The sequence below is a fragment of the Paenibacillus bovis genome (genome assembly GCF_001421015.2).
In the GTDB taxonomy this organism is placed as follows: domain Bacteria; phylum Bacillota; class Bacilli; order Paenibacillales; family Paenibacillaceae; genus Saccharibacillus; species Saccharibacillus bovis.
In genome coordinates, this window is record NZ_CP013023.1 from 4,315,222 (window position 1) to 4,339,239 (window position 24,018).

Below are 24,018 nucleotides of genomic sequence, written 5' to 3' on the forward strand. Positions count from 1 at the left end.
CAATTTATTGATTCATCCCGGCAAATACAGATGAATGGCTTTGTAAACACTTACCCTATGTAGGAATCATTCGAATCCAAGCCATTTCCAGATCACTTTTGGAGCGGATTTGGAGCGATTTTGGCGGCAATACGGATGAGAGCTGTATTCAGGATACCAAAATCCGCTCTATTCGTCATCTTCTGACCTGTAACTTTAAAAACCCGCAGCATCGGGAGCTGCGGGATACGGTCATTTAATGAATAAAATAATTCGCGGCAATCACTGTTATTCCGAGGATACGGGAGAAGGTAGCAGCGTACGTTGCGACAGCTGACCCTCTGCATTTACCCTTATCTGCACTTCCCCATTCTGGTCGGTACGTGCTACATCGGAGCCGGCATCCTCGATTCGCTTCAGTACTTCTTTGGTAGGATGGCCGTATGTATTGTATTGACCTACCGAAATAACGGACAGTGCTGGCTGCCAATAGCGAAGCCATTCTGCCGAAGTGGATGTCCTGCTGCCATGATGGCCTATTTTGAGTACATCTACAGGGTTGGAGACAGACTGGCCGGAAGGTTGCTGCGAGCTCTGCTGTGACAAATTTGACTCTGCATCCTGCTTTTGCAGATTGGATAGAATGGTCTGACTGGAAGCCAGGTCATACAGGATTCCTTTTTCCTCCGTCTGATCGGCATCACCGGTAAACAAAAACCGGCGTGAATTCATCGTCAGCAAAAATACAACAGAGTAATGATTCTGTTCTTCTTTGCGTGGAAGAGGCTGTATGGTCGGAGAATCAATTGACTGCCCGGCATCCGGGTGATAGGCGGTAGATTGTTGATCTTTAGCCGCTGGATCTGCTTGCGTTGTAATATTGGAGGTAATCGCAACCGGTGCAAGGAACGCAAGCTCTGTCTGTTGGTCCGGCTGCAGCTTCATTCCCGGCGAGGAACCATATATCGGTACTTTTTTCGCCAGCAGCGTCTGCACCAATTCATCCAGGCCGCTGCCTTTGGGCATTGTACCATTGAATATAAATTGGCGAATCGGAATCTGCTCTGCTACTGCCAGCAGGCCGCCTGCATGATCGTGATCGCCATGTGTCAGTATAACAGCGTCCAGCTGATGAATGCCTCTTTGCTTGAGCAGAGGAACCAGCAGTTTGATTCCAATCTCATACGGATCTTTGCGTTTGCGCCATTCCTGCCCTTTTTGCCCAAAATCTATTGTACCGCCGCCATCGACCAGAATATGCTTGCCTCCAGGTGTAGTGATCAGGATACTGTCTCCCTGACCTACATCCAGATACTGGACAGTACCTTGTCCATGCTGCAAAGGATTCTGATAAGCATAAATCAGCAGCAAGCACAGCAGACAAGGAGAAAGTAGGATGCCCAGTATGCGAAGACGCAGCCATGGAGAGAGCATACGGTACCATGTACGGCTGCCTGTTCTATAGCTCGTGTGCCCCGGACCTGAATATACAGATGGCAGCGGTGCAGTAGCTTGTATTTCCAACCAGACTGATCGACTGGGTGATATTGCAGTATGTAGATTACTGGCAGAACCGTCATCTGAGGAAAGCTGTTCATTTTTCCATTGCAGCAAATCGCTGCTGTAACGAAGCAATATATACAAAGCAGCATAATACAAAAGTATCCAAATCAGCGGCGGAGCGTGCCAGATCGTCAGCATGGCTGGCAGTCCATCCAGCCAGTCTATCATTCGAAACGATATAATATTGATCCAGGAGACGATGCTGCCGAGCCATACGGCTCCCTGCAGCCACACATAACCAAGTACCAAAGCTATTGAACCTACCGGCAGCACAATCAGACTCGATACAGGCACCAGCAAAAAGTTCGCTACAAATGATAATAACGAGAATTGGTTGAAATAATAAATAGTTAACGGAAATGAAATCATCTGGGCAACCAGTGTAACTGCTATTGCTCCTGCCAGTCGGGATGGCAGTTTTTGCAGCAGCGGCTGCATCACAGGCACATACAGGATCAATCCTGCAGTTACAGCAAAAGAAAGCTGGAAACTGATATTCAGCAGAAAATAAGGCTCATACAGTAGCATTCCCCAGCAGGCTGCACACAAAATATGCAGTCCATCCTTGAGCAATCCACGACTGGCTGCGTAGAGAGCAATCATTCCCATAATACCGGCACGTATAGCAGACGGAGATGCTCCAGTCAGCAGCACATAGACAGGAAGCAGCAGCATTACAACGAGACAGGCTCTTTCCCGTGTCAGACCTAGTTTGCGAAGCAGCCAGAGCAGCAGCCCCGTATAAATCGCTACATGCAGTCCCGATATCGCCAGAATATGTGTCAAACCCAGTCTTGAAAAAGAAGCAAACTGTTCGGGATCGATATCATCTGCATCTCCAATCAGCAGTCCTTTCATATAACCATTGTCTTCGGTATGAAAAATTTGTTTTATTCGGCTGCCCAGCAGCTGCCGCGTATCATCATTCCAGCGCAAAAGTTGCCAACTCCAGGAAGCAGGTCCGTTAACCGTCAATTGGGCAGGTTGGAGAGCAGAAGCGCCTTCGGCTTTGATCATCCAGTGAATATATTGGGTTCGCAAATAACGCCGGTAATCAAAAGCATCAAAGTTACGCGCTTCACCGGGCATTTTCCAGGTGCCTCGTATAGCAATTCGATCTCCACGCTGCCAACGTGCTGCCTGCTGCAGTTCCGGACGGGTAGCCAGCTTGAGCTGTACCATGATTGTCTCCGGTTTCTGAAGCGCACCGGCTGTTCCCAGCTGCGGCAGTACATACAGTTCCATCCGAAAACGGACCCGATCTCCATCGGTCTCGGGTGGACTGGTAATTACTCCTTCTGCCTGAACAGGCTGTTCGTTCATCTGCTGCGGTGATTGATGCAGTAAGGAAGGAAGCATACTGTTGTTATGCTTATCATTCCAGTGCCAGTACAATGATGCACAGACAAGCGTTAATCCCAGAATCAAGATAGAACGCCGGTGAGCCGGTAGACGGATCCACAATGCACATCCGAACAATAGCAGACCGAGTAATCCCCATTCAAAGCCACCATATTGTAAAACAGCTGCTAACGTGCTGCCTGCGACCCAGGCTATGCACAATGCAACCAGAGGTCTTGTTTTCATCGCTTCTCCTTTGGATTGTTGACTATACAGACAATCTCTAATGAACTCTTGATCGCACAACGAGAATAGTTTCAAAACGATCAATTTCAAAAATTGAAATAACCGCGCTAGCATCAACTTCACCATACTTATGTCAGGGTATATCCTTATACTTGTTTCAAGGCATACCCAGAGCGATATGGAATCGATGCGTCCCATAAAACCATAAAAAAGAACCATTACCTTATCGTCAGGATGTCGGACATCCGGCGGATATGATAATGGTTCTTCCATTACGTTCTATTTCTTATTCTCTTGTGCGATGAGAGATAACAGATGATGCCTGTATGCTTAGCAAATCTTGTTATTGAATCAATCGATAACTACTGTCTGCTGCGGTGGCTCATACGCTTGCAGCTGACGGAATACAATTCCTTTTTGAGTCATCATTTCATGTACTTTACGGGTATCCTTGGGATATGCGCGATGATAGACCACTTCAATAATGCCGCTGTTGGCCAGCATATTGGCGCATGTCCAACAAGGTTCATCTGTGACATATACCGTCGAGCCTTCGCGGTCGGCTCGGTCGGTAAACAGCAGCAGATTCTGCTCGGCATGAATGGTACGAATACAGCGCTGCTTTTTGACCATAGTCTCTATGCCACCAGATACGACCAGCTCCACTTCTTCGGAAATCATGCAGCCTGCTTCCGAGCAGTCCGGCACACCCATAGGTGCTCCATTGTACGCTGTACCGAGCAGCTTTTTGCCCTGTACGAGTACAGACCCCACATGACGGCGTGGACAGCGTGAACGTGTCGATACCATATGTGCAATATCCATAAAGTACGTATCCCAGTCTTTACGCATCCTGGTCTTCCCCCTTAACCATTTAAAGCCTTGCGTATGGCAGCAGTTTGGCAAGCATCTTGCTGCCGATCCCTTTGACATTGTCCAGTTCGCTTACACTTCGAAAAGGACCGTGTGCATTACGGTAATCGATAATAGCCTGTGCCTTCTTTTCCCCGATTCCAGGCATTTCGGTAAGCTCGGTCAAGCCTGCCTGGTTGATACTGATCCTGCCAGAAGTATCTTCTGCCGGTGTAGAACTGGCGGGAGATGCATCTGCAGAGCCCGATCGGGAATTGGATGTATCACCTGAAAGCGGCTGTGTACTTGTATCGGCTCGGTAAGTCCCCGCTGCTGCCTCTGTAGATGATCCGGCTGAACCGGCAGCTGCATCGGTCCGGGAACCGGATACGACTGCCTGTTGATCCGTAGTCATCCGAGAGGAAGCCGGTTGTTCTGAAGCCTGATGGGCTGCAGAAGATAACTGATCGGCGGGTACAGATGATACTGCCGATTGAGTACTGACTGGCTGCAGAGCGGCGGCTCCAGCAGGGGGCAGTGCCTCCATAGCCTGTCTCTTAGCTTGTTCGGCTGGAGCATTTGCTGTTAGTGAAGCTGCCGCTCGTTCATCCAGTGCAACCCAAGGAGTTCCCTGATCCTCCGGCTGTCCTGCTCCAAAGCAGATCAGACCGATTCCAAGTACAGCCGACACGGCTGCTATCCACATCATATTACGTTTCATACCTGCACCTCTGTTTGTCGGGACCCGGTTCATTACCGGGTATCCCGGTAATTGGTCTCCCATCGCATAGGAGGTAATACTTATTAAATGTTAACTGTTCGATAGATGTTCGATTAAGCATGAATTGCTGGCATCTGTATGGCTAGCCGTTAGGCTTGTTTCTTATCACAAAGAAACGCTTAATCAGTTGGCTACAATGTTAACGAGTTTGCCCGGTACTGCAATAACTTTACGTACCGTTTTGCCTTCGATCGCCTGTTTGACCGCATCGAGGGACATTGCGAATTCTTCCATCGCTTTGGCATCCATATCTTTGGCTACGTTGACGCGCTGTACAATTTTGCCGGTAATCTGGATCACGATCTCCACTTCGGATTCGGTTGTCCAGGCTTCATCGTATTTTGGCCATTCTACATAAGTGATACCACCGTCGTGACCCAGACGGGACCACAGTTCCTCGGCGATATGTGGTGCCAGAGGAGACAGCAGCTGGATAAAGTTCTCCATCGCTTCGCGAGGCAGCTCATCTGTTTTGTAAGCATCGTTGATAAAGATCATCAGCTGGCTGATCGCCGTATTAAAGCGCAGATTCTCCATATCTTCGGTTACTTTTTTGATCGTTTTGTGCCATGTGCGCTTGAAGTTGTCATCGCCGCCATCGTCGACGATTTTGGAGCTGATCGTTCCTTCTTCATTAATAAACAGGCGCCATACACGTGCCAGGAAGCGGTGCATACCTTCGACACCATTCTCATTCCATGGCTTGGTCGCTTCCAGTGGTCCCATGAACATCTCATACAGACGCAGTGTATCTGCTCCATATTCATTTACGATATCATCCGGGTTAATAACGTTACCACGGGATTTACTCATTTTCTCGTTGTTGGTACCGAGGATCATACCCTGGTTAATCAGCTTCTGGAAAGGCTCCTTGGTATTAACTACGCCGATATCGTACAGTACTTTGTGCCAGAAGCGCGCATACAGCAAATGCAGTACCGCATGCTCGGCGCCGCCAATATACAGGTCAACCGGCATCCAGAAGTCCAATTTTTCTTTGGAGCACAGTTCGTCATTATTTTTCGGATCGATATAACGCAGATAGTACCAGCAGCTGCCTGCCCATTGTGGCATCGTATTGGTCTCGCGACGTGCTTTCATGCCTGTCTCCGGATCGATGGTGTTCACCCAGTCAGTCGCATTCGCCAGTGGTGATTCTCCCGTACCGGATGGCTTGATTTCTTCCAGATCCGGCAGCAGCAGTGGCAGACTGTCTTCCGGTACCGGCTTGATCGTACCATCTTCCAGATGCAGGATTGGAATCGGCTCACCCCAGTAACGTTGACGGCTGAACAGCCAGTCACGCAGACGGTAGGTCGTTTTGCCTTCGCCTTTGCCGTTTTCCTCCAGCCACTGAATCATGGTGGAAATTGCTTCTTCCATCTGCATACCGTTCAGCATACCGGAATTTACGTGTTCACCTTCACCTGTGTAGGCTTCCTGCGTCACATCGCCGCCAGCAACCACTTCGACAATCGGCAGTTCGAACTTCTGCGCGAATTCCCAGTCGCGTGTATCATGAGCCGGAACTGCCATGATTGCACCGGTACCATAGGCAGCAAGTACATAATCGGCAATCCAGATCGGCAGTTTCTCCCCATTGGCCGGATTGACTGCATAAGCGCCTGTGAATACACCGCTCTTATCCTTGTTCAGGTCGGTACGTTCCAGATCACTCTTATGGGAAGCTTTTTCCTGATAAGCTTTGACTGCATCCTGTTGCTCGGCAGTTGTAATTTTTTCTACCAGCGGATGTTCAGGTGCCAGTACACAGTAAGTAGCTCCGAACAGGGTGTCCGGACGAGTTGTGAAGACACGAATCTCTTCTTCTGTTCCATCTACCTGGAAAGTAACTTCTGCACCTTTGGATTTGCCGATCCAGTTGCGCTGCATATCCTTGATGCTTTCTGCCCAGTCCAGTTCATCCAGATCTTCCAGCAGACGATCTGCATATTCGGTAATCTTCAGCATCCATTGACGCATCGGACGACGAATAACCGGATGACCGCCGCGCTCACTCTTGCCGTCGATAACTTCTTCGTTCGCCAGTACCGTACCCAGTGCCGGACACCAGTTGACCGGAATCTCGGCGATATAAGCCAGACCCTTGTTATACAGCTGGATAAAGATCCACTGGGTCCATTTATAATAATCCGGATCGGTTGTACTGATCTCGCGATCCCAGTCGTAGGAGAAACCGAGAGACTTGATCTGACGGCGGAAATTATTAATATTCTGAATGGTAAATTCACGCGGGTGACCGCCATTATCGATCGCATACTGCTCGGCCGGCAGACCGAATGCATCCCAGCCCATCGGATGGAGTACATTGTAGCCCTGCATACGCTTGTAGCGGGAAACGATATCTGTCGCTGTGTAGCCTTCCGGATGGCCTACGTGCAGACCGGCACCGGATGGATAAGGAAACATGTCCATCGCGTAAAATTTCGGTTTGCCCGGCTCCTCGGTCGTTTTGAATGTTTTGTGCTCATCCCAGTAGCCTTGCCACTTGGGTTCCAGTTCCTGCGGACGATAGCCCGGCTGGGACGTGTGTACTTCTGTCATAGTATTTCCTCCTCTAAATTAAGTATGGCTGTTCCGGTAATTCCATTATCATTATGCTGCGCTTGTTATCCGTCCGGACAATGCACTCTTGACGTCCGAAAGCAACAAAAAACCTCTCGTCTCCAGCGTATAATATCGCTAGGGACGAGAGGTTGAATCTCGCGGTACCACCCTAGTTAGCGAACAGGTATGCTTCACCATTCACTCACTTAGTTGCCTGATAACGGCAGGAAGCCGATGTGTTTGAGAATACATGGATATAGATCCGATTCACTGTACGGATCAATCCTGTAATTCCTGACACATATCTCCAAGGCGAGTTCACATCAGCATCATATCGGCTTGCACCAGCCGCCGACTCTCTATGTAATGCTTGCTGATATTACTATTCCTTTTCACTGAGTATTAAGTATGAACCAGTCAGCGATGGCTGTCCGGTTATAACAATGGTTTTATTGTAAAAAAGTTAGCCGGTAAAGTCAATGAAAGAAATATCCGGTGGTCAAAAAGAAATGCCAGCTGCACTATGCATAAACTATATATACTATAGCTGACTGATCTTCATATCACCGGAACTGGTGTTTACCTTTATATGCTGAAGAAGCTTGCCTGTCCCCCGCATACCGGTTATACGATGCTCGGATTTTTCCTGGAAGGTCATTCCTGGGATCTGGATATTTGCTGTTCCCGAGCTGCTTGTAAATTGTAACTGCAGCGAGTTGCTCGTAGCTGCGCTTTTGGCATTTACATCACCACTCGAAGTAGTGAGCTCTACATCCGATACAGGCTGCTTCTCGGTATAATCGATTTCACCGGATGAAGTTGTAATCTGTGTACGCTGACCGGATAGCTGTAAAGAATGAATAGTGCCACTGGTGGTTTCCCATTTGGAATCTGCTGCTTCATTGTGCTCTGCTGTAATATCGCCGCTGCTGGTCTGGATAATGGCGGTTCCGGCTACTTGCAAGCCGGAAATCTGCTGATCGCCGGAACTGGATTGCGTTGTTATCCTGTTAGCAGCAAGATCATGAAGCTTCATTTGACCGGACGAAGTCATAACTGTGATCTGATCCCACGTTTTCGATGGAATCTTTATTTTTAATGTCAAATTATCGATAGGATCTAACTGGATACCGAACATATTGTTCTGTGTCTCTACCTGGACATTCATAACGCCCTGTTCCGGTATCATCGTGAAAGAATAGTTTTCCTTGGAATCTGTATGCATATTCCCGTCCAGTGTGGCTGTAATCTGATCCTGCTCGCCAGGCAGCAGTTCAATATCTGTAGCAGAGGTACGAATGTTCAGACTATGGATAGAGGTGGAAGGCATCGATTTCTGTTCATGAACAGTGCTTTGTTGATTAAAATGAGTGTAACTCCAATAGCCGATAACGCATACTCCTACTATAATTATAGCTATACCTGTAGATAACGAACGTTTCATCCTTTTACTCTCCTCGCCAGTTGGCCTATATTATACAATATCTTTGCTTTCTACATTACGAATAGACAGATATGCAGACAGCAGCCCAACAGCAGCCAGACTAACCGGAACTGCTGTAATAGCGAACATGGAGAAATCATTGCTGGTGCCACCTGTAAGAGCAACAATCAATACAGCGGATACGAGTGTGGCAGGTACGGACTTGCGGCGCATTCCGATATATAGTGGAATCAGGCCTATCCCGGCAGAAGCCAGCGCACTGATCAGCACACTCCGCAGGTTACGCATAAATATATCGGAAGTCATCGGTTCAGCCAGAAAATGAACCGTCTGGTTCGTCAAATAAAAAAGACTTCCCATTACCGCGTTCGATACAAAGATGGTCGTAAACGTAAACATAGCAATGATCAACACTTTGGCAATCATCAATTTCTGCCTTTTGACAGGATACATAAACAGCACAGAAATCGATCCGGTCTTATACTCTTCCACAAACAGTCTGGCGATCAGAACAGCGGCGAATATGGTAAAAGTCGCCCTTACCAGGCTATCAATAATCATAAATGCCATATCATAGCTCTCAAAAGGAATATGACCGTCCTTGGTCTCCATGACATAGATCAATACCAGCAGTGCCAAAAAACAAAGGTTGGCGATAAGTACACCCTTTATGTAATGCCATAATTGATACTTTTTAATTTCCAGACGAAGTAACTTCAGCATGCTGTAATCCTCCATCCAGCAGATTGATAAAATAATCTTCCAGCGAGTGGCTCTTTTTTTTGATTTCTTCAATATGAACGCCATTCAGAACAAATTGTTTGGCGATTTCTCCCTGTGTCAGGGATAGACTGTAGATTCGTATTTTTGAATCGGCAATTACTTTGAAATTGTCGATACCCAAAATTTCTTCCAGCACGTATAATGCTTTTTGCGTATCTTCACTCCGGATTTCAATATATTCGGTATTGCGTTCATGAATTTCCCTGACAGTCACTTCTTCAATCAACTGCCCTTTGTTAATCACTCCTATAGTATCGGCAATCTGCTCTACTTCACTCAGAATATGGCTGGAAATGAGTATGGTAATCCGGTATTCATCACACAGCATCCGGAACAAGCCGCGCAGCTCCTTGATCCCTACCGGATCAAGTCCATTTGTCGGCTCATCCAAAATCAGCAGTTCCGGCTTGGTCATAATTGCACGGGCGATTCCAAGACGCTGACGCATACCCAGTGAGAAGCTTTTGACCGGTTTATCATTGACCTGCTGCAGGTTGACCAGAGACAATGCTTCTTCAATAGCCAGATGATTATAATAACCGGCATATTCACAGTGCAGCTGCAAATTCTCACGGGCGCTCAATTTGTCATAAAAGACGGGGAATTCGATAATACTGCCGATTCTTTTCAGCATTTCATAAGAATGTCCGGTTACTTTCTCTCCAAATAGCTCGATCTCACCGCTGGATGGCTTGATCAGATTGGTCATCATTTTCATAACGGTAGTTTTGCCTGCACCGTTGGGTCCCAGGAAACCGTAAATCTCTCCTTTTTTGACATTCATATTCAGATTGGAGACTACTTCATGACCAGCATAGCTTTTGCTGAGCTGATGGGTTTTGATCAGGTAGGTCACTGCTTTTCCTCCTTCATGTAATAGACTGCTTGTACATTTACTTTACAGGAGTGAGATTGCTTTTTGATTAATCAACTCTTACTTATTTCTTAATTTCTGTGTTTTTCTTGTTGAAAAGAAAAGCGGCCTGTCCTCTTTTGCTATACAGTCAATAGTTTTGAACGGTTTGGCTTAGGCATAACTTTTCAGCATCACAGTGAATACAGTCTTTTGATAGGGTGTACTGGTAACCGAGATAGTCCCGCCCATTTTCTCTACAAGCCGTTTGGTGATTGTTAGTCCCAGACCGCTTCCCTGATACAGACGATTTCGTGAATCTTCCAGCGTATACATCCGTTCAAATACACGGTCCTGGTGCTTTTCACCGATTCCTTGTCCCCGGTCCCATATATCAATACCAATATGCTTGTTATGACGATATACAGATAATCCTACTACATGTCCCTCGCTACCATATTGAATGGCATTGGATAACAGATTGTTCAGAATACGATGCAGCTCTTCTTCATTGCCATAGGCCAGACAGGGGCGATCATCCGGAATATCGATCACCACTTCTATATCCCGGGCTGTCAAAATATCATAAAACGCCAGAATATTGGCTTGGCAAATCTCGCTCACGTCTATTTTGGAAATCTCGATCTCATGATCGCCGGATTCCAGCTTGACCAGATCAAAAAACTTCTTCATTAAATGAAGCACTTCTATCGATTTGTTATGCACTTTGGCAAGCAGAACATCCACTTCCTGCCGGGTCAACTCGGGATCATTCAGTATGACCTCCAGATAACCAAGAACCACTGTCAGTGGAGTACGCAGATCATGGGATATATTGGAGAGCATCTTGCGAATCGATATTTCCATCTGATAGTAAGAGGCAGCTGTTTTCTGATTATGTTCCAGCAGCCGATTTATTTCGTTTAATAGTGCTTTTAGATGAATATCTTCGGTTTGCAGCAGCAGTTTCTCTTCGGTACGCTGATCGGTAATAGCTTTTAATTTGGTATGCGCATATAGCAAATTGGCCTGCTGCTGTTTGTAACGGTGACGCTGGAAAAGAACCAGCAGCAATAGCACAATCGTGATCATTCCCCAGATCATATCCATCTCAAAATTCTCCCAGCTTATAGCCGATTCCCCATAAGGTTTTGATATATTGAGGAGCAGATGGGTCATCTTCAATCTTCTCGCGCAGTCTTCTCATATGTACGTTAATCACATTGGTGTCGCCATAATAATCTTCTCCCCAGACCAGAGTATACAGCTGGGCTTTGGTAAATACTTTTTTGGGATGGGTCATAAACAATTTCAGAATCTGAAATTCTTTGGCTGTCAGTTTGATTTCATCTTCGCTTTTGTAGACGGTAAAATTATCGGTATCCAGATTCAGTTCACCAATATGAATCTTTTCTGAATGTGCAGCAGAACTGACCGGAGCGGAATACTGGTGCGCACGACGGAGATTGGCTTTTATTCTGGCCGTTAGTTCCATCATGGAAAAAGGTTTGGACAGATAATCGTCTGCGCCAAACCCTAATCCGAGAGCCTTATCGAGATCTCCGTCTTTGGCAGACATAATCAGGATAGGGATCATGCTTTGTGCCCGAATTATTTTCAGAATTTCGATTCCGTCCAGTTTGGGAAGCATTAAATCAAGTAAAATCATATCAAACATCTTTTCCGAAAATACTTCAAGTGCCTGTTCTCCATCATAGACGCAGCTTATCTCAAATCCTTCTTTGATTAATTGCACCTGAATCATTTCGCTGATGGATACATCATCTTCAATCAACAAAATTCGATCGTTCAACCGCGATCCCTCCCTATGTATACTCCTTATTATTCTACGGCAGATCCAATTTATTTTACACTTTTATATTTTAATGTTTCCTTATGTATATAGAGGAACAATATACCTTTTTATAACTTTTATATATGTGATTTTCTCTCTATATCAAGATTTGTTCTATATCTACCTGCTGCCTTTATCCAGAATACTCAGCAGCAGATTACCTATAAAAAAGCAGCAGGAGCTTTAACTCCGGCTGCTTGGATAAATCTGTTCCTGTTATGTGCTGGTTCTCTGCTAGTAACGTGTTATGCGTTATTTATTGCCTCTACTGCAGGACCCCTTGATCAGGCAATCTTGCGACTCACTCCTGCCCTGGCCCGGTCACGAGCTGCTTCTTCTTCCGGTGTAGTAATAAACCGGGTAATCACGGCACTGATAAAGTACAGGATGGCGAATACCCAGACGACGCCCTGTGCTCCAATCGTCCCGATAAATGCATACGCAATCGCCGGCGCGATAAAGGCAGACAAACCTGCACCCAGATTGACGATCGACATCGCCGGGCCTTTATTGCCACCGGACACGGACGGAGCCAGCGCTGCAATCGGTACATAGCCTGCCAGGAGACCGCCCCAGATAAAGCCGACAATAGTGGTCATCCACAAATTACCGTTTGTCCATTCCGGTACATAATACAGCAGCAGTGTGAAGATTCCGCAGCCTACGCCACCAAACCACATGACCGTCTGTCTCCAGCCGAACTTGTCACCAATAATGCCGAACAGCAGATTGAATACAATATTACCAAGGAAAATCGTTCCCCAGATATTCAGCCAGGTCGTGGTGGCGATTCCATACTGCGCCATATGCAGCGGCAGAAATACCGGGAATCCGTACGAACCAACACTATTAATAATACGCACAATACCGCTCAATCCCACTTTGGGATGGGTTTTGACAATAGTCAATCCTTTGCGCAGCTCCTGCAGGGTCTCGCGGGTATTGCCTGCTTTTTTGGGAAGCTTATCCCGGTTGAGCAGCAAGGCGAATACGGCACCAACCGCTGCGAGTACAACTGCGCTCCACAGTGTTGTCATATATCCCAGATGGGTAATGGCATAACTGGAATAGTATGCACCCAGTACGAACATACCGCCGGAATACGCTACCCAGAACCAGCCGATCGCGGTACTCAGCCGATTTTGCGGACTCCGGTACGTCACCCACGTCAGGAAAGAATAGGCAAACAGCGGATACCCAAATCCTTTGACTGCATAGGTGATCAGCATAAGCGGATAATTCAGCGATGAGACACCGAAAGCGATAAAAGCCGACGTACCGATAACATAAAACAAAAAGCCAAGCAGCATCGATTTCTTGGCACCAAATGCCTCCAGAAATACGCCGGAAAACCAGGAAGCGATCGCCAGTGTAACTCCATAAATCGTAAACAGCAGACCGGCATCCTGCACACTCAGTCCCTGCTCCACCAGATAAGGACTGAGCCAGCCAGCCTCCAGTCCATCTCCCATCATAAAGATCAACACGCCCAGATAGCCCCAGGCCAGCGTTTTGGGAATCCCGATACGGTCCAGTACGTTCATTATCCACACTCCTCTGCACAATTGGTCAAGCTCATGTATGGTAATCTTTCCTTATGAATTGCATACAAAAATGGATCTGCAGATCAGCCGTGTCTATCTGCTGCCGATACTTCAGCTGCCAACGCTTGTTTTTGACTGGCAAAAAACAGCTGGGTCTGCCGCCACTGCTGATAATCCTGCTCCAGTGCAGTATTGTATTCAGGCCTAAAAGAAGTAAAGGAATACTCGTCGGCATCGGCAGTATACCCCAGTGCCGTATTGCACAGTGCTACCGCTCCAGCGACCGAAGCCTGCTCGTAGCCTTTGGCAATACGTATTTCCCGGCCCAGCAGATTAGCCAGCGTCTGCGCCAGCAATCGACTCTGCAGACCGCCGCCGCAGGCGCGGATCACGGGATTGTCCAGCGGCGTCACTTGCATCAGCTGTTCAAAGTTTACTTTGACCGAGAAAGCAATCTCATATAGTGCAGCCCGTACAAAATGAGCGCGGCTCAGTTGATCGGAGATCGGTGCATCAAACAGAAATCCTCCCTGTACCCGTGCATTTTTCTCACTGGACAGATAGGCACCCAGTGCAGATACACACTCGCTGTCTCCCAGTTCACCAATCTCCTGTTCCATGACTGCATAACTTTCATTCGGATAAAATATACTTTTGAGACGCTGATAATTGAGCCCGGTAATACCGGGATTGGTCTCTACCAGCCATTGTCCCGGCCATGTATGCGCATTGATCCAGGCAACACTATTCGGATCGCTGATATAATCGGCGGTTACTTTGGCAATAGGAGTCGTCGTACCGGATACGATAACCATATCTCCCGGCTTGGCTCCCGTACTGGCCATAGCCAGCTGGGTATCTCCTCCGCCGACAATAACAGGAACCGTACTGGACAGCCCGAGCTGAACAGCAATCTCTTCTGTCAATGTACCGAGAACGGTACCGGATGGTACCAGCGGTGGAAGTGTGGATAGATCAATACCAAAGTTGCTGCACATATCCAGAGACCAGTCGGCCTGCGCCACATCATACAGCAGCGTCTCCGAAGCCTGGGAAGGCTCATATACCAGTATGCCGCTCAACTGATACGTCACCCAGTCGCTAATACTGGTAAATCGGCTCATAACGTCATATTGGGCACGCCGCCGTTCACGCAGTCCAACCAGCTTCATACCTGAAAATAGTGCAGATGGCGTTCTGCCTGTCTGTTGGTAAATACGCTGATGATCCCCTGCTGCCGCTTCCCATTCCCGGCCACGATTATCTATATTGGGCAGTCCCAGATAGGGCTGCCCCTGCCCGTCGATCAGTACAATACCCTGACGCTGACTGGTCGAAGTAATACCGGCAATCCTTGCATCCGTTACAGCTGACAGAACTGTCCGGGTCAAGCCAATAATCTGTTCCCATAGTATCTCCGGTACAAAGCTGCAGGCATCGGGATATAAAGGATCACGCTGGTAGGCAATATCAGCGCGCTCAATCGCCAGAATCTGTCCATGGATATCGGTAACGGCTACCCGTGCATTGCCTGTGCCGATATCAAATACGAGATATGCTTGCTGTGTCATTTGAATTCGCCTCCAGTATGGCTTTGTTGTACAGTGTGCGTACAGAATGGTCATTTTTCACAAACCATTGCAGCAACGCCTGATTCATAATCTCTACATGATGATCTTCCACTTCATACGTAGCCCCGGCCAGATGGGGAATCGCCAGCACATTGGGCAAGCGAATCAATTCATAATCCTGCGGCAGCGGCGGTTCCTGATCGAATACATCAATAATGGCTCCGCGAATCCGTTTCTGCTCCAGCAGATGCACCAGATCTCTGTGTTTCACTACCACCGAACGTGCCGTATTCACCAAAATCGAATCCGGCTGCATCCGGGACAATAATTCTTCTCCAATCAGCCCTCTGGTCTCTTTGGTAACCGGCAGGTGAATCGAGACTATATCACTGTCTGCAAATAACGCTTCCAGTGTGAGCTTCCGGTCACGCGGATCGGGACTGGTCACATACGGATCGTAATACTGAATATCACAAGGAAAGCTGCGCAGTATACCGGCTGTCCGCTGCGCTACCGCACCAAAACCGACCATGCCGACCTTTTTGCCGGCCAGCTCGTTACCTTTGAACTTCAGATAAGCGGTGAGACTGCCGCTTTGCCATTGCTCCGCTTCCAGCCATTGACTGGATGGAATAACATTACGTAGTAGCGTAATCAGGCTTCCTACCACCATTTCTGCGACAGCCTGGGCATTGCGTGCCGGAGTATAAAATACAGGAATGCCTCGCTCAGTCGCCAGCTGCACATCTACGTTGGACGGTGTTCCCCTGCATACGCCGATAAATTTTAATGAAGGCACTTCGTTAAGCACATGCGCCGTAACCTGATCCAGCTCGGCAATCAATCCGTCTGCCTCTGTCTCCTGCAGCAGTTGGATCAGTTCTTGCTCCTGATAAGCCTGACCATGCTCTTTCCAGCAGCGATAAATAACTTCTCCAAACTGTTCAGCCAGCTGCTGACGTCCTCGCTCGTTATAAGGTGCAGTAATCAGAATTTTCATTATGAATCTCTCCTTCATGCACGAATATGGATAAATCAATCTATTTAATAATAAAAAGCATTAAAGTGACAATGTAGTGTAGCTTTACTGTAAAGAAGCATAAGAGTAGAGAAACATCTTGTCACGCCGGTGATCGGGTGATGTGGTAAATTCGATTGCAATGATTGCTTCTCAGCTTTTCTGTATCATCCACTGCTATCTATCAGCAGTTCCTGTCAAATAAAGAAGAATCCAAATGGCAGAAAATAAATAAAACCCCTTTCCCTGGGTGCGGAAAGAGGTTTTATGATGCTGAGGATAACGGTTGTTCAACCAACGGTATCTCTCAGTCATACACATGATAAATCCTTCTTTCCTATCTCCCAGACGAATCGTCTGCTGGAATTGGCACGTTTTTGCCGAGGTTTCGTAGGGCCAGTCCCTCCACCTCTCTGGATAGAAAATACAATGGATATGTAGTTGTACAGGAGCAGATCAGGCTATTTTTTCATTATCAATTTGTATGTATATTCAATAATACGGTTGTACATTGATAATGAACACGCTATGATATGTAGCAATGTTAGCTTGACTAATTTTGTCGATTCGACAATAATTTTTCTTAATTCTAATTAAACCGAGTAACAAAGTCAACATTAAAACATAACTATTTTTGATAAAATTTAAAAGAATAAAAGATTTCGAAAGGGGCAGTGATTCATGTCTGCGTATACTCAACAACCGGACGGCATCTTCAAAACAGTCTGCTCACTGGACTGTCCGGATCAGTGCGGGCTGCTTGTTCACAAAGAAAATGGAAAAATCACCAAAATCGCCGGTGACCCCGAACATCCAGTCACCCGTGGCAATATCTGCAATAAAGTTCGGCATATGGCTGAGCGTATTTATGATGATCAGCGCCTTACCCAGCCGCTCAAACGTACAGGTCCCAAAGGCAGCCGCCAGTTCAAACCGATTACCTGGGAAGAAGCGATTGAGACGATTACTTCACGCTGGCAGAGCCTGATCGACGAGCATGGACCGGAAAGTATTCTGCCATACAGCTTTTACGGAAATATGGGCAATATTAACGCCGAGGGGATGGATCGCCGGTTTTTCTACCGACTGGGTGCCAGTCAGATTGAACGTACAATCTGTACAGCAGCTGGCGGTGCAGGATTCAAATATACGATGGGTGGCAGTATCGGAACCGACCCGGAAGATACTGTGCATACCCGGCTGTTTATCCTGTGGGGAATCAATGCAGTCAGTACCAATATGCACCAGATTACCCTCGCCCAGCAGGCACGCAAACAGGGAGCCAAAATCGTTGTTATTGATGTACACCGCAATCAGACCGGTCGTATGGCAGACTGGTTTATCCCCATACTGCCCGGAACGGATACAGCACTGGCGCTTGGCCTCATGCATGTATTGTTCGCCGAGGATCGGGTAGATGAACATTTCCTGCGTGAATATACAGTTGGTCATGAAGAACTGCGTGAACACGTAAAATCATATGATCCAGCGACTGTGTCCGGCATTACGGGTGTTCCTGTCGAAGATATTTACAAGCTGGCTCGAATGTACAGCGAGACGTCTCCTGCCATGATTCGTATCGGCAATGGACTGCAGCATCATGATAATGGTGGCATGAATACGCGTGCTATTACCTGTCTGTCTGTACTGACCGGGCAGTGGCTGGTACGCGGCGGTGGAGCGATTCGGTCGAACTCTGCTTATCTGGCCCATAATGCAGCCGCCCTGCAGCGGCCGGATCTGCTGCAAAATCGGAATACACGCTCCTTTAACATGAATCAATTGGGACGGGCATTAACAGACACGCAGCCACCGGTGCATTCCCTGTATGTGTACAGCTGCAATCCGGCTGTCGTGGCACCGCGTGCGGCGCAGGTGCGTCAGGGACTGGAACGGGAAGATCTGTTTACCGTAGTACATGATCTTTTTTTGACAGAGACAGCTGCGTATGCGGATATTGTGCTGCCAGCCACGTCTGCATTCGAGAATCTGGACTTCTACACCTCTTACTGGCACCATTATATGCAGCTCGGACAGCCGATTATCGAGAATTACGGGCAAAGTAAGTCCAATACCGAAGTATTCCGTCTGCTGGCAGCAGCGATGGGATTTGAAGAATCTGCCTTGCAGGATAGTGATGAGCAGCTGATCCGCCAGGCTCTGGATCATCCGGCCAATCCGTATTTGCAGGGAATTCATTATGATGCTCTGCAGGACCATCATTATCTCAAAGCCAATCGCCCCGAGATCTATCCCGATCGGCTGGAGACACCTAGTGGCAAAGTGGAGCTCTATTCTGCCACGATGGCACGATTGGGACTTCCGCCGCTGCCTACGTATATTCCGCTGCAAGAACAGGATCAGCACGATTATATTTTTGTACCTGGACCTACGCATAATTTCCTGAATTCGACCTTCTCCAATAATGCCAAGCATGCCGGTATGGAAAAGCTGCCGCGATTGTTCATAAATACAGCCGATGCCGAGCGGGAAGGCATTGCGGATGGCGATACGGTTGTATTGTCCAATCAGTATGGCTCCTGCGAGCTGATTGCAGCTGTCGGGGAAACTGTATTGCCTGGCGTCGTCGTCAGCCAGGGATTGTGGGCCGATACACCGGATCATCAGCCTGCTCATCTGGTTAATGCGCTGACTCCGGATCGCCTATCCGATATGGGCGGTGGTGCTACTTTCTTCTCCGGCAGAGTCGATCTACACAAAAAGCAGCTGCCAGTTACACTGGAATCGATTGGCTAAGTGGACAAGCATTTCCTTTATCTAATGGATTAGCACTGATACATGGTGATATTCAAAAATAGAATCATCAAAAAACAAGATTATTCAAACATAAGATCACCCGAAAATAGGACTACCAAAAAGGCTGTCTGCTCCTCACCGGAGAGACAGCCTTTGTAGTATGGAGTATTCTCTATTCTACTGGCTATTGATTCGCCAATTCGACCCGATTACGTCCATTTTCCTTGGCTTCATACAAGGCACGGTCAGCCTCACGGAACAGCTCGGCAGGCGCGGTTAACGGATAGCAGCTGACTCCGAGCGAAATAGTCAGATAAATATTCTGCCCTTCTTCCAATACAAAGGTGTGCTGTTGCATCGTTATCCGTATCTGCTCAGCTAGCTCCAGCGCTTGCTGTTCGGTGCAGTCATTCAGAATAACTGCAAATTCTTCTCCACCTTTGCGTGCACAGTAATCGCCCGGGCGGATAGTTCGGCCGAGCACCTCGGCTACCTGGATCAACACCGTGTCTCCATTCAGATGTCCGTAATTATCATTAATCTTTTTGAAAAAGTCGATATCTACCACGACCAGCGCAAAAGATTGTTGATGTTCCCTGGCTTCATTGAGTGTCTGCCGAAACAAACGATCAAACGCACGTGGATTATATAATTTGGTCAAAAAATCATGATTGGCTGCTTCCCTGGTCATTACCAGCGTATCGTCTGCCCGCTGGATATAGCGGATAATATAATAAGCAAATAAACCTGCGCAAATATATAATAGTCCAAACAGCAGATTCAACATAATATGCTCAATCGCCTGCAGAATCGTCACCGCGACAATATAGACGAGCAGCGTGGCAATAATCGCTCTAAACCAGACTTTCAGCGATATCTCCCGCTGGCGACGCATACAGAGAGAAGTTACCACATACGTGAACATGGCATTGCCAAAGCCCACCCATGAACTGAATTGCAGCGGCTCTCCACTGAACAGACGATAAATGCCGATCAAGATAGCCGAAATAAGGCCACTCCATGATCCGCCATAATAAAAGGAAATCATAATAGCCAGCTGGCGGAAATCCACCATTACGGTATTGTTGCCGGTATGCAAACGAATAGAGAAAAAGCTCATCATGCAAATCCCGATCATCCCGGCGAATATACCCGCCAGCACAGGAATAAGCCAGTTTACCCTATGTAATTTTCGATCAATAAATTTTAGAAAAAGATTGCCAAAAAAAAGAATAGTGGTCAAAAAGGTAAGATTGTTGAACAACGTCTGAATAATCGTTTGCATCTCTCGTCCCCATTATCGTAGCATTGAATTTCGCCTGACTATTAGCTTGTCACATGGATTTGCCTGTTTTATTTATTATACACAATTCATACTTCGACAAATATCATCATTTTTCTCAATTGTTGATTATTTTATTTATCGGAGCGTAAACAAGCAAAAAGCTCCTATACTATAGGAGCTTTTACGCTACATATTATTCCATTATTTTACCATATCATTATTACTTTACAGCAACAAAAAATAAACGGGCTGCATCGTCGCCTGCTTCTATCCATTCAAAATCGGCATAGCATTTGACATCACGGAATCCGGCTTTGTATAGCTCGGTAGTCAACCATTCCTGTTCGTAGGAGCGCTGGATATGAACTTCTTCAAACCGCTCGTACAGGGACTGACTGTCTTCACTAACCCGCGCGAAAATAGTTAAATGATGCTCAATCTCTGTGCGCGGCTGATTATATTCACAAGTCCACAGATAGGAGATCGACCGATCATCGAGCATAAATGGCTGCTCTTCGTCGTAACGGCGCAGCGTATTGGGATGATGCACATCAAAAATAAAAGTCCCCCCCGGCTTGAGTCCACTATAAGTCGACTCAAACGTACGAATCACATCTTCCGGTTCGGTCAAATAATTCAGACAGTCACAAAAAGAAATAACACTGTCTACCGGCTCTGGCATCTGCCAGCTGGTCATATTCTGGCAAATCCACTGCACACTGCCATCCTGAAACAGCCGGTGTCCCTGCGGTGTCGATTCCATTTTGTCCCGGGCCACCGACAGCATATCCGAGGATAAATCTATCCCGGTCATCCGGAAACCGGAATTAACCAGCGGAATCGTGATACTGCCGGTACCACAGCCCAGCTCGGCTACTGTACGTGGCATTCCGTACCGCTCCCACGCTTCCCTTACAAAACGCAGCCAGTCCGGATAAGGCATATCTTCCATCAATTCATCATATACATAGGCAAACTTACGGTATGGCACTAATTTAACCGTCCTTCCCTGTTTTTGCACGTCCGCATTTCGGGCTGATGCAAAAACAGAAAGGCTCGAACTGCATAATGCAGCCCTCACCTTTCCGTCTGTATTGAAAATCATTCGTTCTTTTTATTGCTGCGATTCCGGGGAACTTTCAGCAGCAGGGGCATTTTTGTCCACCATACGTGTCCAGTTCTGATCCTGTACGACTACGCCCTCTTTCATCAGCTTGCCAAGCGCGCGCTTGAAAGCAGCTTTGCTGATTCCAAAACGCTGCTTGATCACATCAGGCGGGGTACGGTCTGAATACGGCATCGCATGATCCGGACGATCCAGCATAAAGGACAGCAGACGCTGTGAATCTTCGTCACGTCCGATTTCCTTGCGCTGAATCATCGACAGATTCAAACGTCCGTCTTCTTCACGTACCTGGGTAACACGAACTTTGACCCGTTCACCGAGACGCAGCATCCGGCTGCGCTCGTTCTGATGAATCAGACCGAGTGCGCCGAATCCGAGTACACCGCCATCCACGAGTACAAAGGTACCCATTTGCAGCGGTTTGTATACCAGTGCATCCACCCACTCATTCATCCAGGTGGATGGAGCATGGAATACCAGTGGACTGAACTCTTCTTCACCGGCGAGACGAGCCAGCAGACGACCTTGACGGTCATGCTGCATTACTACATAGACATCATCACCGATATGCGGACGCAGCTCGGGCTTCTCGGGCAGCTCGCTCATTGGCAGCAGCAACTGGCGTCCCAGACCCATTTCCAGAAAGGCGCCTAGACGCGGGTGCAGGTCGGCAATTTTGAGCTTGCCCAATTCACCCAGGGTAAGCAGCGGCTTTTTCATCGTAGCTGCCAGACGATCTTCGGTATCATGGAAAATAAACACTTCCACCCGGTCGCCTACTTTTACTTTGCCGATCAGCTCGCTGTAGTGCATCAATACTTCCTGTTCACCATCGAGCAGGAAAAAACCATATGGAGATACTTCACGTCCTATGGGAAGCGTAACAATTCTTCCTGCTTCCAGGCTCATACTTTCTCCACCACTTTGGCGTCAGACCACAGACGCTCGATATTGTAATATTCACGCTCATCGCGATGGAAAATGTGTACGACTACATCTCCCAGATCGATCAGTACCCAGCGGGCAGCATTCACGCCTTCCATACCGCGGATAACTACATTTGCATCATGAGCGCGCTTGCGCACTTCGGATGCAATCGATTGTACCTGGGTATCGGAATTACCATGACAGATTACAAAATAGTCGGCTACCAGTGAGATTCCTCTCAGGTCCAGTGCCACCAGGTCGTGAGCTTTTATACTTTCGGCTGCGTCAATTGTCATTTGCAGCAATTGTTCCGGATTTAATGCCATTTAAAGTTCTCCCTCCAATTCAAGTTGTTTGACCAGATCATTTCTGGACAAAACGGTTAACGGGTAAATCACCTGACGCCGCGCGAGCAGCAGATTAATCGTGGAATCAAATCCTGCTACCAGTCCGGCTTCCAGACTGGTCTCCGCCAATCGGCGGATATGGTCGACTCCCGGAAAATCACGACCAGGTTCAATATAATCCGCGAGACAGATCACTTTTTCCAAAGTAGTCATGCCGACGCGGCCGGATGTATGATAGCGGATCGCATTGAGAATCTCCGTATCCTCAATACCATATTCGGTCTCGGCGACATACGCGCCGATCTCCGAATGCCATAGCGGCTTGTCGTATAACAGCAGTTCATCATTGAGCGCCTTGTCACGGAGCAGCTGCTCCTGACGGTCGCTCGGCCAGTATTTGGCGACATCGTGCAAAATGGCGGCAATATCTGCCTTGTCGGGATCAGCTCCATAGCGCCGGGCGAGCACGACAGCAGACTGCATGACACCCTCGGTGTGGCGCCAGCGCTTTTCCGGCATTTGAGAGGAGACGGATTGAATGAGTTCAGCGCGTGTCAGATTCATAGATTCCACTCCTCTTGATATATTCATACACATGATCGTGCACCATATAACGGATCGTTTGTCCGGCAGCAAGACGTTCACGGATGTCTGTCGAAGAGATATCCACCTGCGGCATATTGACGAGTACGACCCGCGGCTGCAGATAGGCAGGCATGGTCTCCGTATGAATAACCGAGCCCGGACGTCCTACACCGACAAAGGTCAGACGCTGTGCCAGTTCTTCGATCCCATGCCATTCGGTCAGCGAATTGACCATATCCGCTCCGATAATAAAGTAGAATTCGTGCTGATCATATCGCTCCTGCAGCGCACGAATCGTCTCAATCGTATAGGATACACCACCGCGTACCAGCTCGATATCCAGCGTACGGAATGCCGGATTGGTGCCAATAGCCTGCTCCACCATCTCCAGACGCTGTTCACCGCTGACACCTGCCGCATGCTTATGCGGCGGAATATGTGAAGGCATAAACCAGACTTCGTCCAGTCCACAGCCTTCCAGCGCAGCCTCTGCGGCCAGCATATGCCCGATATGCACAGGATCAAATGTACCTCCCATAATACCGACTTTCATGAACCCACCACCGAATCGTTTTTTATTCCTGTAAATCCTG

At 47.7% G+C, this 24,018-nt stretch carries 20 protein-coding genes, 1 riboswitch and 1 other annotated feature; of the genes, 2 read left to right on the forward strand and 18 right to left on the reverse strand.

Translation table 11 applies throughout. The annotated features are described in order from the left end of the window. Positions 1–98 precede the first annotated feature (98 nt). Complete coding sequence (locus tag AR543_RS24375) at positions 99–239, forward strand: hypothetical protein (RefSeq protein WP_158523991.1); 141 nt, start codon at positions 99–101, stop codon at positions 237–239. Positions 240–267: 28 nt separating this feature from the next. Here AR543_RS24375 and AR543_RS18390 read toward each other — a convergent pair whose 3' ends face one another. From AR543_RS18390 to AR543_RS18445, 12 genes are all read right to left on the reverse strand, one after another. After that, positions 268–3,129: a ComEC/Rec2 family competence protein gene (locus tag AR543_RS18390; protein WP_060535860.1), complete on the reverse strand. Its 2,862-nt coding sequence runs from the start codon at positions 3,127–3,129 to the stop codon at positions 268–270. A gap of 351 nt (positions 3,130–3,480) precedes the next feature. Then, positions 3,481–3,981: a deoxycytidylate deaminase gene (locus AR543_RS18395; protein ID WP_060535861.1), complete on the reverse strand. Its 501-nt coding sequence runs from the start codon at positions 3,979–3,981 to the stop codon at positions 3,481–3,483. A 22-nt stretch (positions 3,982–4,003) separates the two neighbouring features. Beyond that, on the reverse strand, positions 4,004–4,702 hold the full coding sequence (locus AR543_RS18400) for a ComEA family DNA-binding protein (protein WP_227871775.1): 699 nt from the start codon (positions 4,700–4,702) through the stop codon (positions 4,004–4,006). 183 nt (positions 4,703–4,885) lie between these two features. Beyond that, positions 4,886–7,327 (reverse strand): leucine--tRNA ligase, encoded by a 2,442-nt coding sequence (leuS, locus tag AR543_RS18405; RefSeq protein WP_060535863.1) that lies wholly within the window; start codon positions 7,325–7,327, stop codon positions 4,886–4,888. 137 nt (positions 7,328–7,464) lie between these two features. Beyond that, positions 7,465–7,735: a binding site (T-box leader), on the reverse strand. A gap of 136 nt (positions 7,736–7,871) precedes the next feature. Beyond that, entirely contained in the window at positions 7,872–8,774 is a 903-nt protein-coding gene (locus AR543_RS18410; protein WP_060535864.1) for a DUF4097 family beta strand repeat-containing protein, read from the reverse strand. 30 nt (positions 8,775–8,804) lie between these two features. Continuing rightward, on the reverse strand, positions 8,805–9,497 hold the full coding sequence (locus AR543_RS18415; RefSeq protein ID WP_060535865.1) for an ABC transporter permease: 693 nt from the start codon (positions 9,495–9,497) through the stop codon (positions 8,805–8,807). Beyond that, positions 9,469–10,413 carry an ABC transporter ATP-binding protein gene (locus AR543_RS18420; RefSeq protein ID WP_060535866.1) on the reverse strand — a complete coding sequence of 315 codons (945 nt, stop codon included), beginning with the start codon at positions 10,411–10,413 and terminating at the stop codon, positions 9,469–9,471. The genes AR543_RS18415 and AR543_RS18420 overlap by 29 nt, the downstream gene beginning before the upstream one ends. Before the next feature lie 171 nt (positions 10,414–10,584). Then, positions 10,585–11,520, reverse strand: coding sequence for a sensor histidine kinase (locus AR543_RS18425; RefSeq protein WP_060535867.1), 936 nt, complete (start codon positions 11,518–11,520; stop codon positions 10,585–10,587). 1 nt (position 11,521) lies between these two features. Further along, complete coding sequence (locus tag AR543_RS18430) at positions 11,522–12,223, reverse strand: response regulator transcription factor (RefSeq protein WP_082472276.1); 702 nt, start codon at positions 12,221–12,223, stop codon at positions 11,522–11,524. Positions 12,224–12,549: 326 nt separating this feature from the next. After that, positions 12,550–13,809: an MFS transporter gene (locus AR543_RS18435; protein WP_060535868.1), complete on the reverse strand. Its 1,260-nt coding sequence runs from the start codon at positions 13,807–13,809 to the stop codon at positions 12,550–12,552. A gap of 83 nt (positions 13,810–13,892) precedes the next feature. After that, positions 13,893–15,380: an FGGY-family carbohydrate kinase gene (locus AR543_RS18440; RefSeq protein WP_060535869.1), complete on the reverse strand. Its 1,488-nt coding sequence runs from the start codon at positions 15,378–15,380 to the stop codon at positions 13,893–13,895. After that, positions 15,352–16,380 (reverse strand): 2-hydroxyacid dehydrogenase, encoded by a 1,029-nt coding sequence (locus AR543_RS18445; protein ID WP_060535870.1) that lies wholly within the window; start codon positions 16,378–16,380, stop codon positions 15,352–15,354. The genes AR543_RS18440 and AR543_RS18445 overlap by 29 nt, the downstream gene beginning before the upstream one ends. Before the next feature lie 352 nt (positions 16,381–16,732). Further along, a riboswitch (SAM riboswitch) is annotated at positions 16,733–16,822 on the reverse strand. A gap of 257 nt (positions 16,823–17,079) precedes the next feature. Between AR543_RS18445 and AR543_RS18450 the strand changes: the two genes are divergently transcribed. Next, on the forward strand, positions 17,080–19,155 hold the full coding sequence (locus tag AR543_RS18450) for a molybdopterin-dependent oxidoreductase (RefSeq protein ID WP_060535871.1): 2,076 nt from the start codon (positions 17,080–17,082) through the stop codon (positions 19,153–19,155). Positions 19,156–19,339: 184 nt separating this feature from the next. Here AR543_RS18450 and AR543_RS18455 read toward each other — a convergent pair whose 3' ends face one another. The 6 genes from AR543_RS18455 to nadD form a co-directional block, all read right to left on the reverse strand. Beyond that, positions 19,340–20,440, reverse strand: coding sequence for a GGDEF domain-containing protein (locus AR543_RS18455; protein ID WP_060535872.1), 1,101 nt, complete (start codon positions 20,438–20,440; stop codon positions 19,340–19,342). A 220-nt stretch (positions 20,441–20,660) separates the two neighbouring features. Next, positions 20,661–21,392, reverse strand: a complete 732-nt coding sequence (locus AR543_RS18460; RefSeq protein WP_060536843.1) for a class I SAM-dependent DNA methyltransferase — start codon at positions 21,390–21,392, stop codon at positions 20,661–20,663. 162 nt (positions 21,393–21,554) lie between these two features. Continuing rightward, the gene (locus AR543_RS18465; protein WP_060535873.1) at positions 21,555–22,475 is read right to left on the reverse strand and encodes a CvfB family protein; all 921 of its coding nucleotides are present in this window, start codon (positions 22,473–22,475) and stop codon (positions 21,555–21,557) included. Further along, positions 22,472–22,819 carry a ribosome silencing factor gene (rsfS, locus tag AR543_RS18470; RefSeq protein ID WP_060535874.1) on the reverse strand — a complete coding sequence of 116 codons (348 nt, stop codon included), beginning with the start codon at positions 22,817–22,819 and terminating at the stop codon, positions 22,472–22,474. Before rsfS ends, AR543_RS18465 begins: the two co-directional genes overlap by 4 nt. After that, positions 22,820–23,404 (reverse strand): bis(5'-nucleosyl)-tetraphosphatase (symmetrical) YqeK, encoded by a 585-nt coding sequence (yqeK, locus tag AR543_RS18475; RefSeq protein WP_017811878.1) that lies wholly within the window; start codon positions 23,402–23,404, stop codon positions 22,820–22,822. It lies immediately after the preceding gene. Next, positions 23,385–23,978: a nicotinate-nucleotide adenylyltransferase gene (gene nadD, locus AR543_RS18480; RefSeq protein WP_060535875.1), complete on the reverse strand. Its 594-nt coding sequence runs from the start codon at positions 23,976–23,978 to the stop codon at positions 23,385–23,387. Before nadD ends, yqeK begins: the two co-directional genes overlap by 20 nt. Positions 23,979–24,018 lie beyond the last annotated feature (40 nt).

Excerpts from the sequence above, each read along its gene's own strand:
- AR543_RS18395 (WP_060535861.1), bottom strand. The coding sequence starts at position 3,981 with ATGCGTAAAGACTGGGATACGTACTTTATGGATATTGCACATATGGTA.
- AR543_RS18415 (WP_060535865.1), bottom strand. The coding sequence starts at position 9,497 with ATGCTGAAGTTACTTCGTCTGGAAATTAAAAAGTATCAATTATGGCAT.
- AR543_RS18425 (WP_060535867.1), bottom strand. The coding sequence starts at position 11,520 with ATGGATATGATCTGGGGAATGATCACGATTGTGCTATTGCTGCTGGTT.
- AR543_RS18435 (WP_060535868.1), bottom strand. The coding sequence starts at position 13,809 with ATGAACGTACTGGACCGTATCGGGATTCCCAAAACGCTGGCCTGGGGC.
- AR543_RS18465 (WP_060535873.1), bottom strand. The coding sequence starts at position 22,475 with ATGAGCCTGGAAGCAGGAAGAATTGTTACGCTTCCCATAGGACGTGAA.
- rsfS (WP_060535874.1), bottom strand. The coding sequence starts at position 22,819 with ATGGCATTAAATCCGGAACAATTGCTGCAAATGACAATTGACGCAGCC.
- AR543_RS18460 (WP_060536843.1), bottom strand. The coding sequence starts at position 21,392 with ATGGAAGATATGCCTTATCCGGACTGGCTGCGTTTTGTAAGGGAAGCG.
- leuS (WP_060535863.1), bottom strand. The coding sequence starts at position 7,327 with ATGACAGAAGTACACACGTCCCAGCCGGGCTATCGTCCGCAGGAACTG.
- AR543_RS18400 (WP_227871775.1), bottom strand. The coding sequence starts at position 4,702 with ATGAAACGTAATATGATGTGGATAGCAGCCGTGTCGGCTGTACTTGGA.
- yqeK (WP_017811878.1), bottom strand. The coding sequence starts at position 23,404 with ATGAATCTGACACGCGCTGAACTCATTCAATCCGTCTCCTCTCAAATG.
- AR543_RS18440 (WP_060535869.1), bottom strand. The coding sequence starts at position 15,380 with ATGACACAGCAAGCATATCTCGTATTTGATATCGGCACAGGCAATGCA.
- AR543_RS18410 (WP_060535864.1), bottom strand. The coding sequence starts at position 8,774 with ATGAAACGTTCGTTATCTACAGGTATAGCTATAATTATAGTAGGAGTA.
- AR543_RS18445 (WP_060535870.1), bottom strand. The coding sequence starts at position 16,380 with ATGAAAATTCTGATTACTGCACCTTATAACGAGCGAGGACGTCAGCAG.
- AR543_RS18450 (WP_060535871.1), top strand. The coding sequence starts at position 17,080 with ATGTCTGCGTATACTCAACAACCGGACGGCATCTTCAAAACAGTCTGC.
- AR543_RS18390 (WP_060535860.1), bottom strand. The coding sequence starts at position 3,129 with ATGAAAACAAGACCTCTGGTTGCATTGTGCATAGCCTGGGTCGCAGGC.
- AR543_RS18455 (WP_060535872.1), bottom strand. The coding sequence starts at position 20,440 with ATGCAAACGATTATTCAGACGTTGTTCAACAATCTTACCTTTTTGACC.
- nadD (WP_060535875.1), bottom strand. The coding sequence starts at position 23,978 with ATGAAAGTCGGTATTATGGGAGGTACATTTGATCCTGTGCATATCGGG.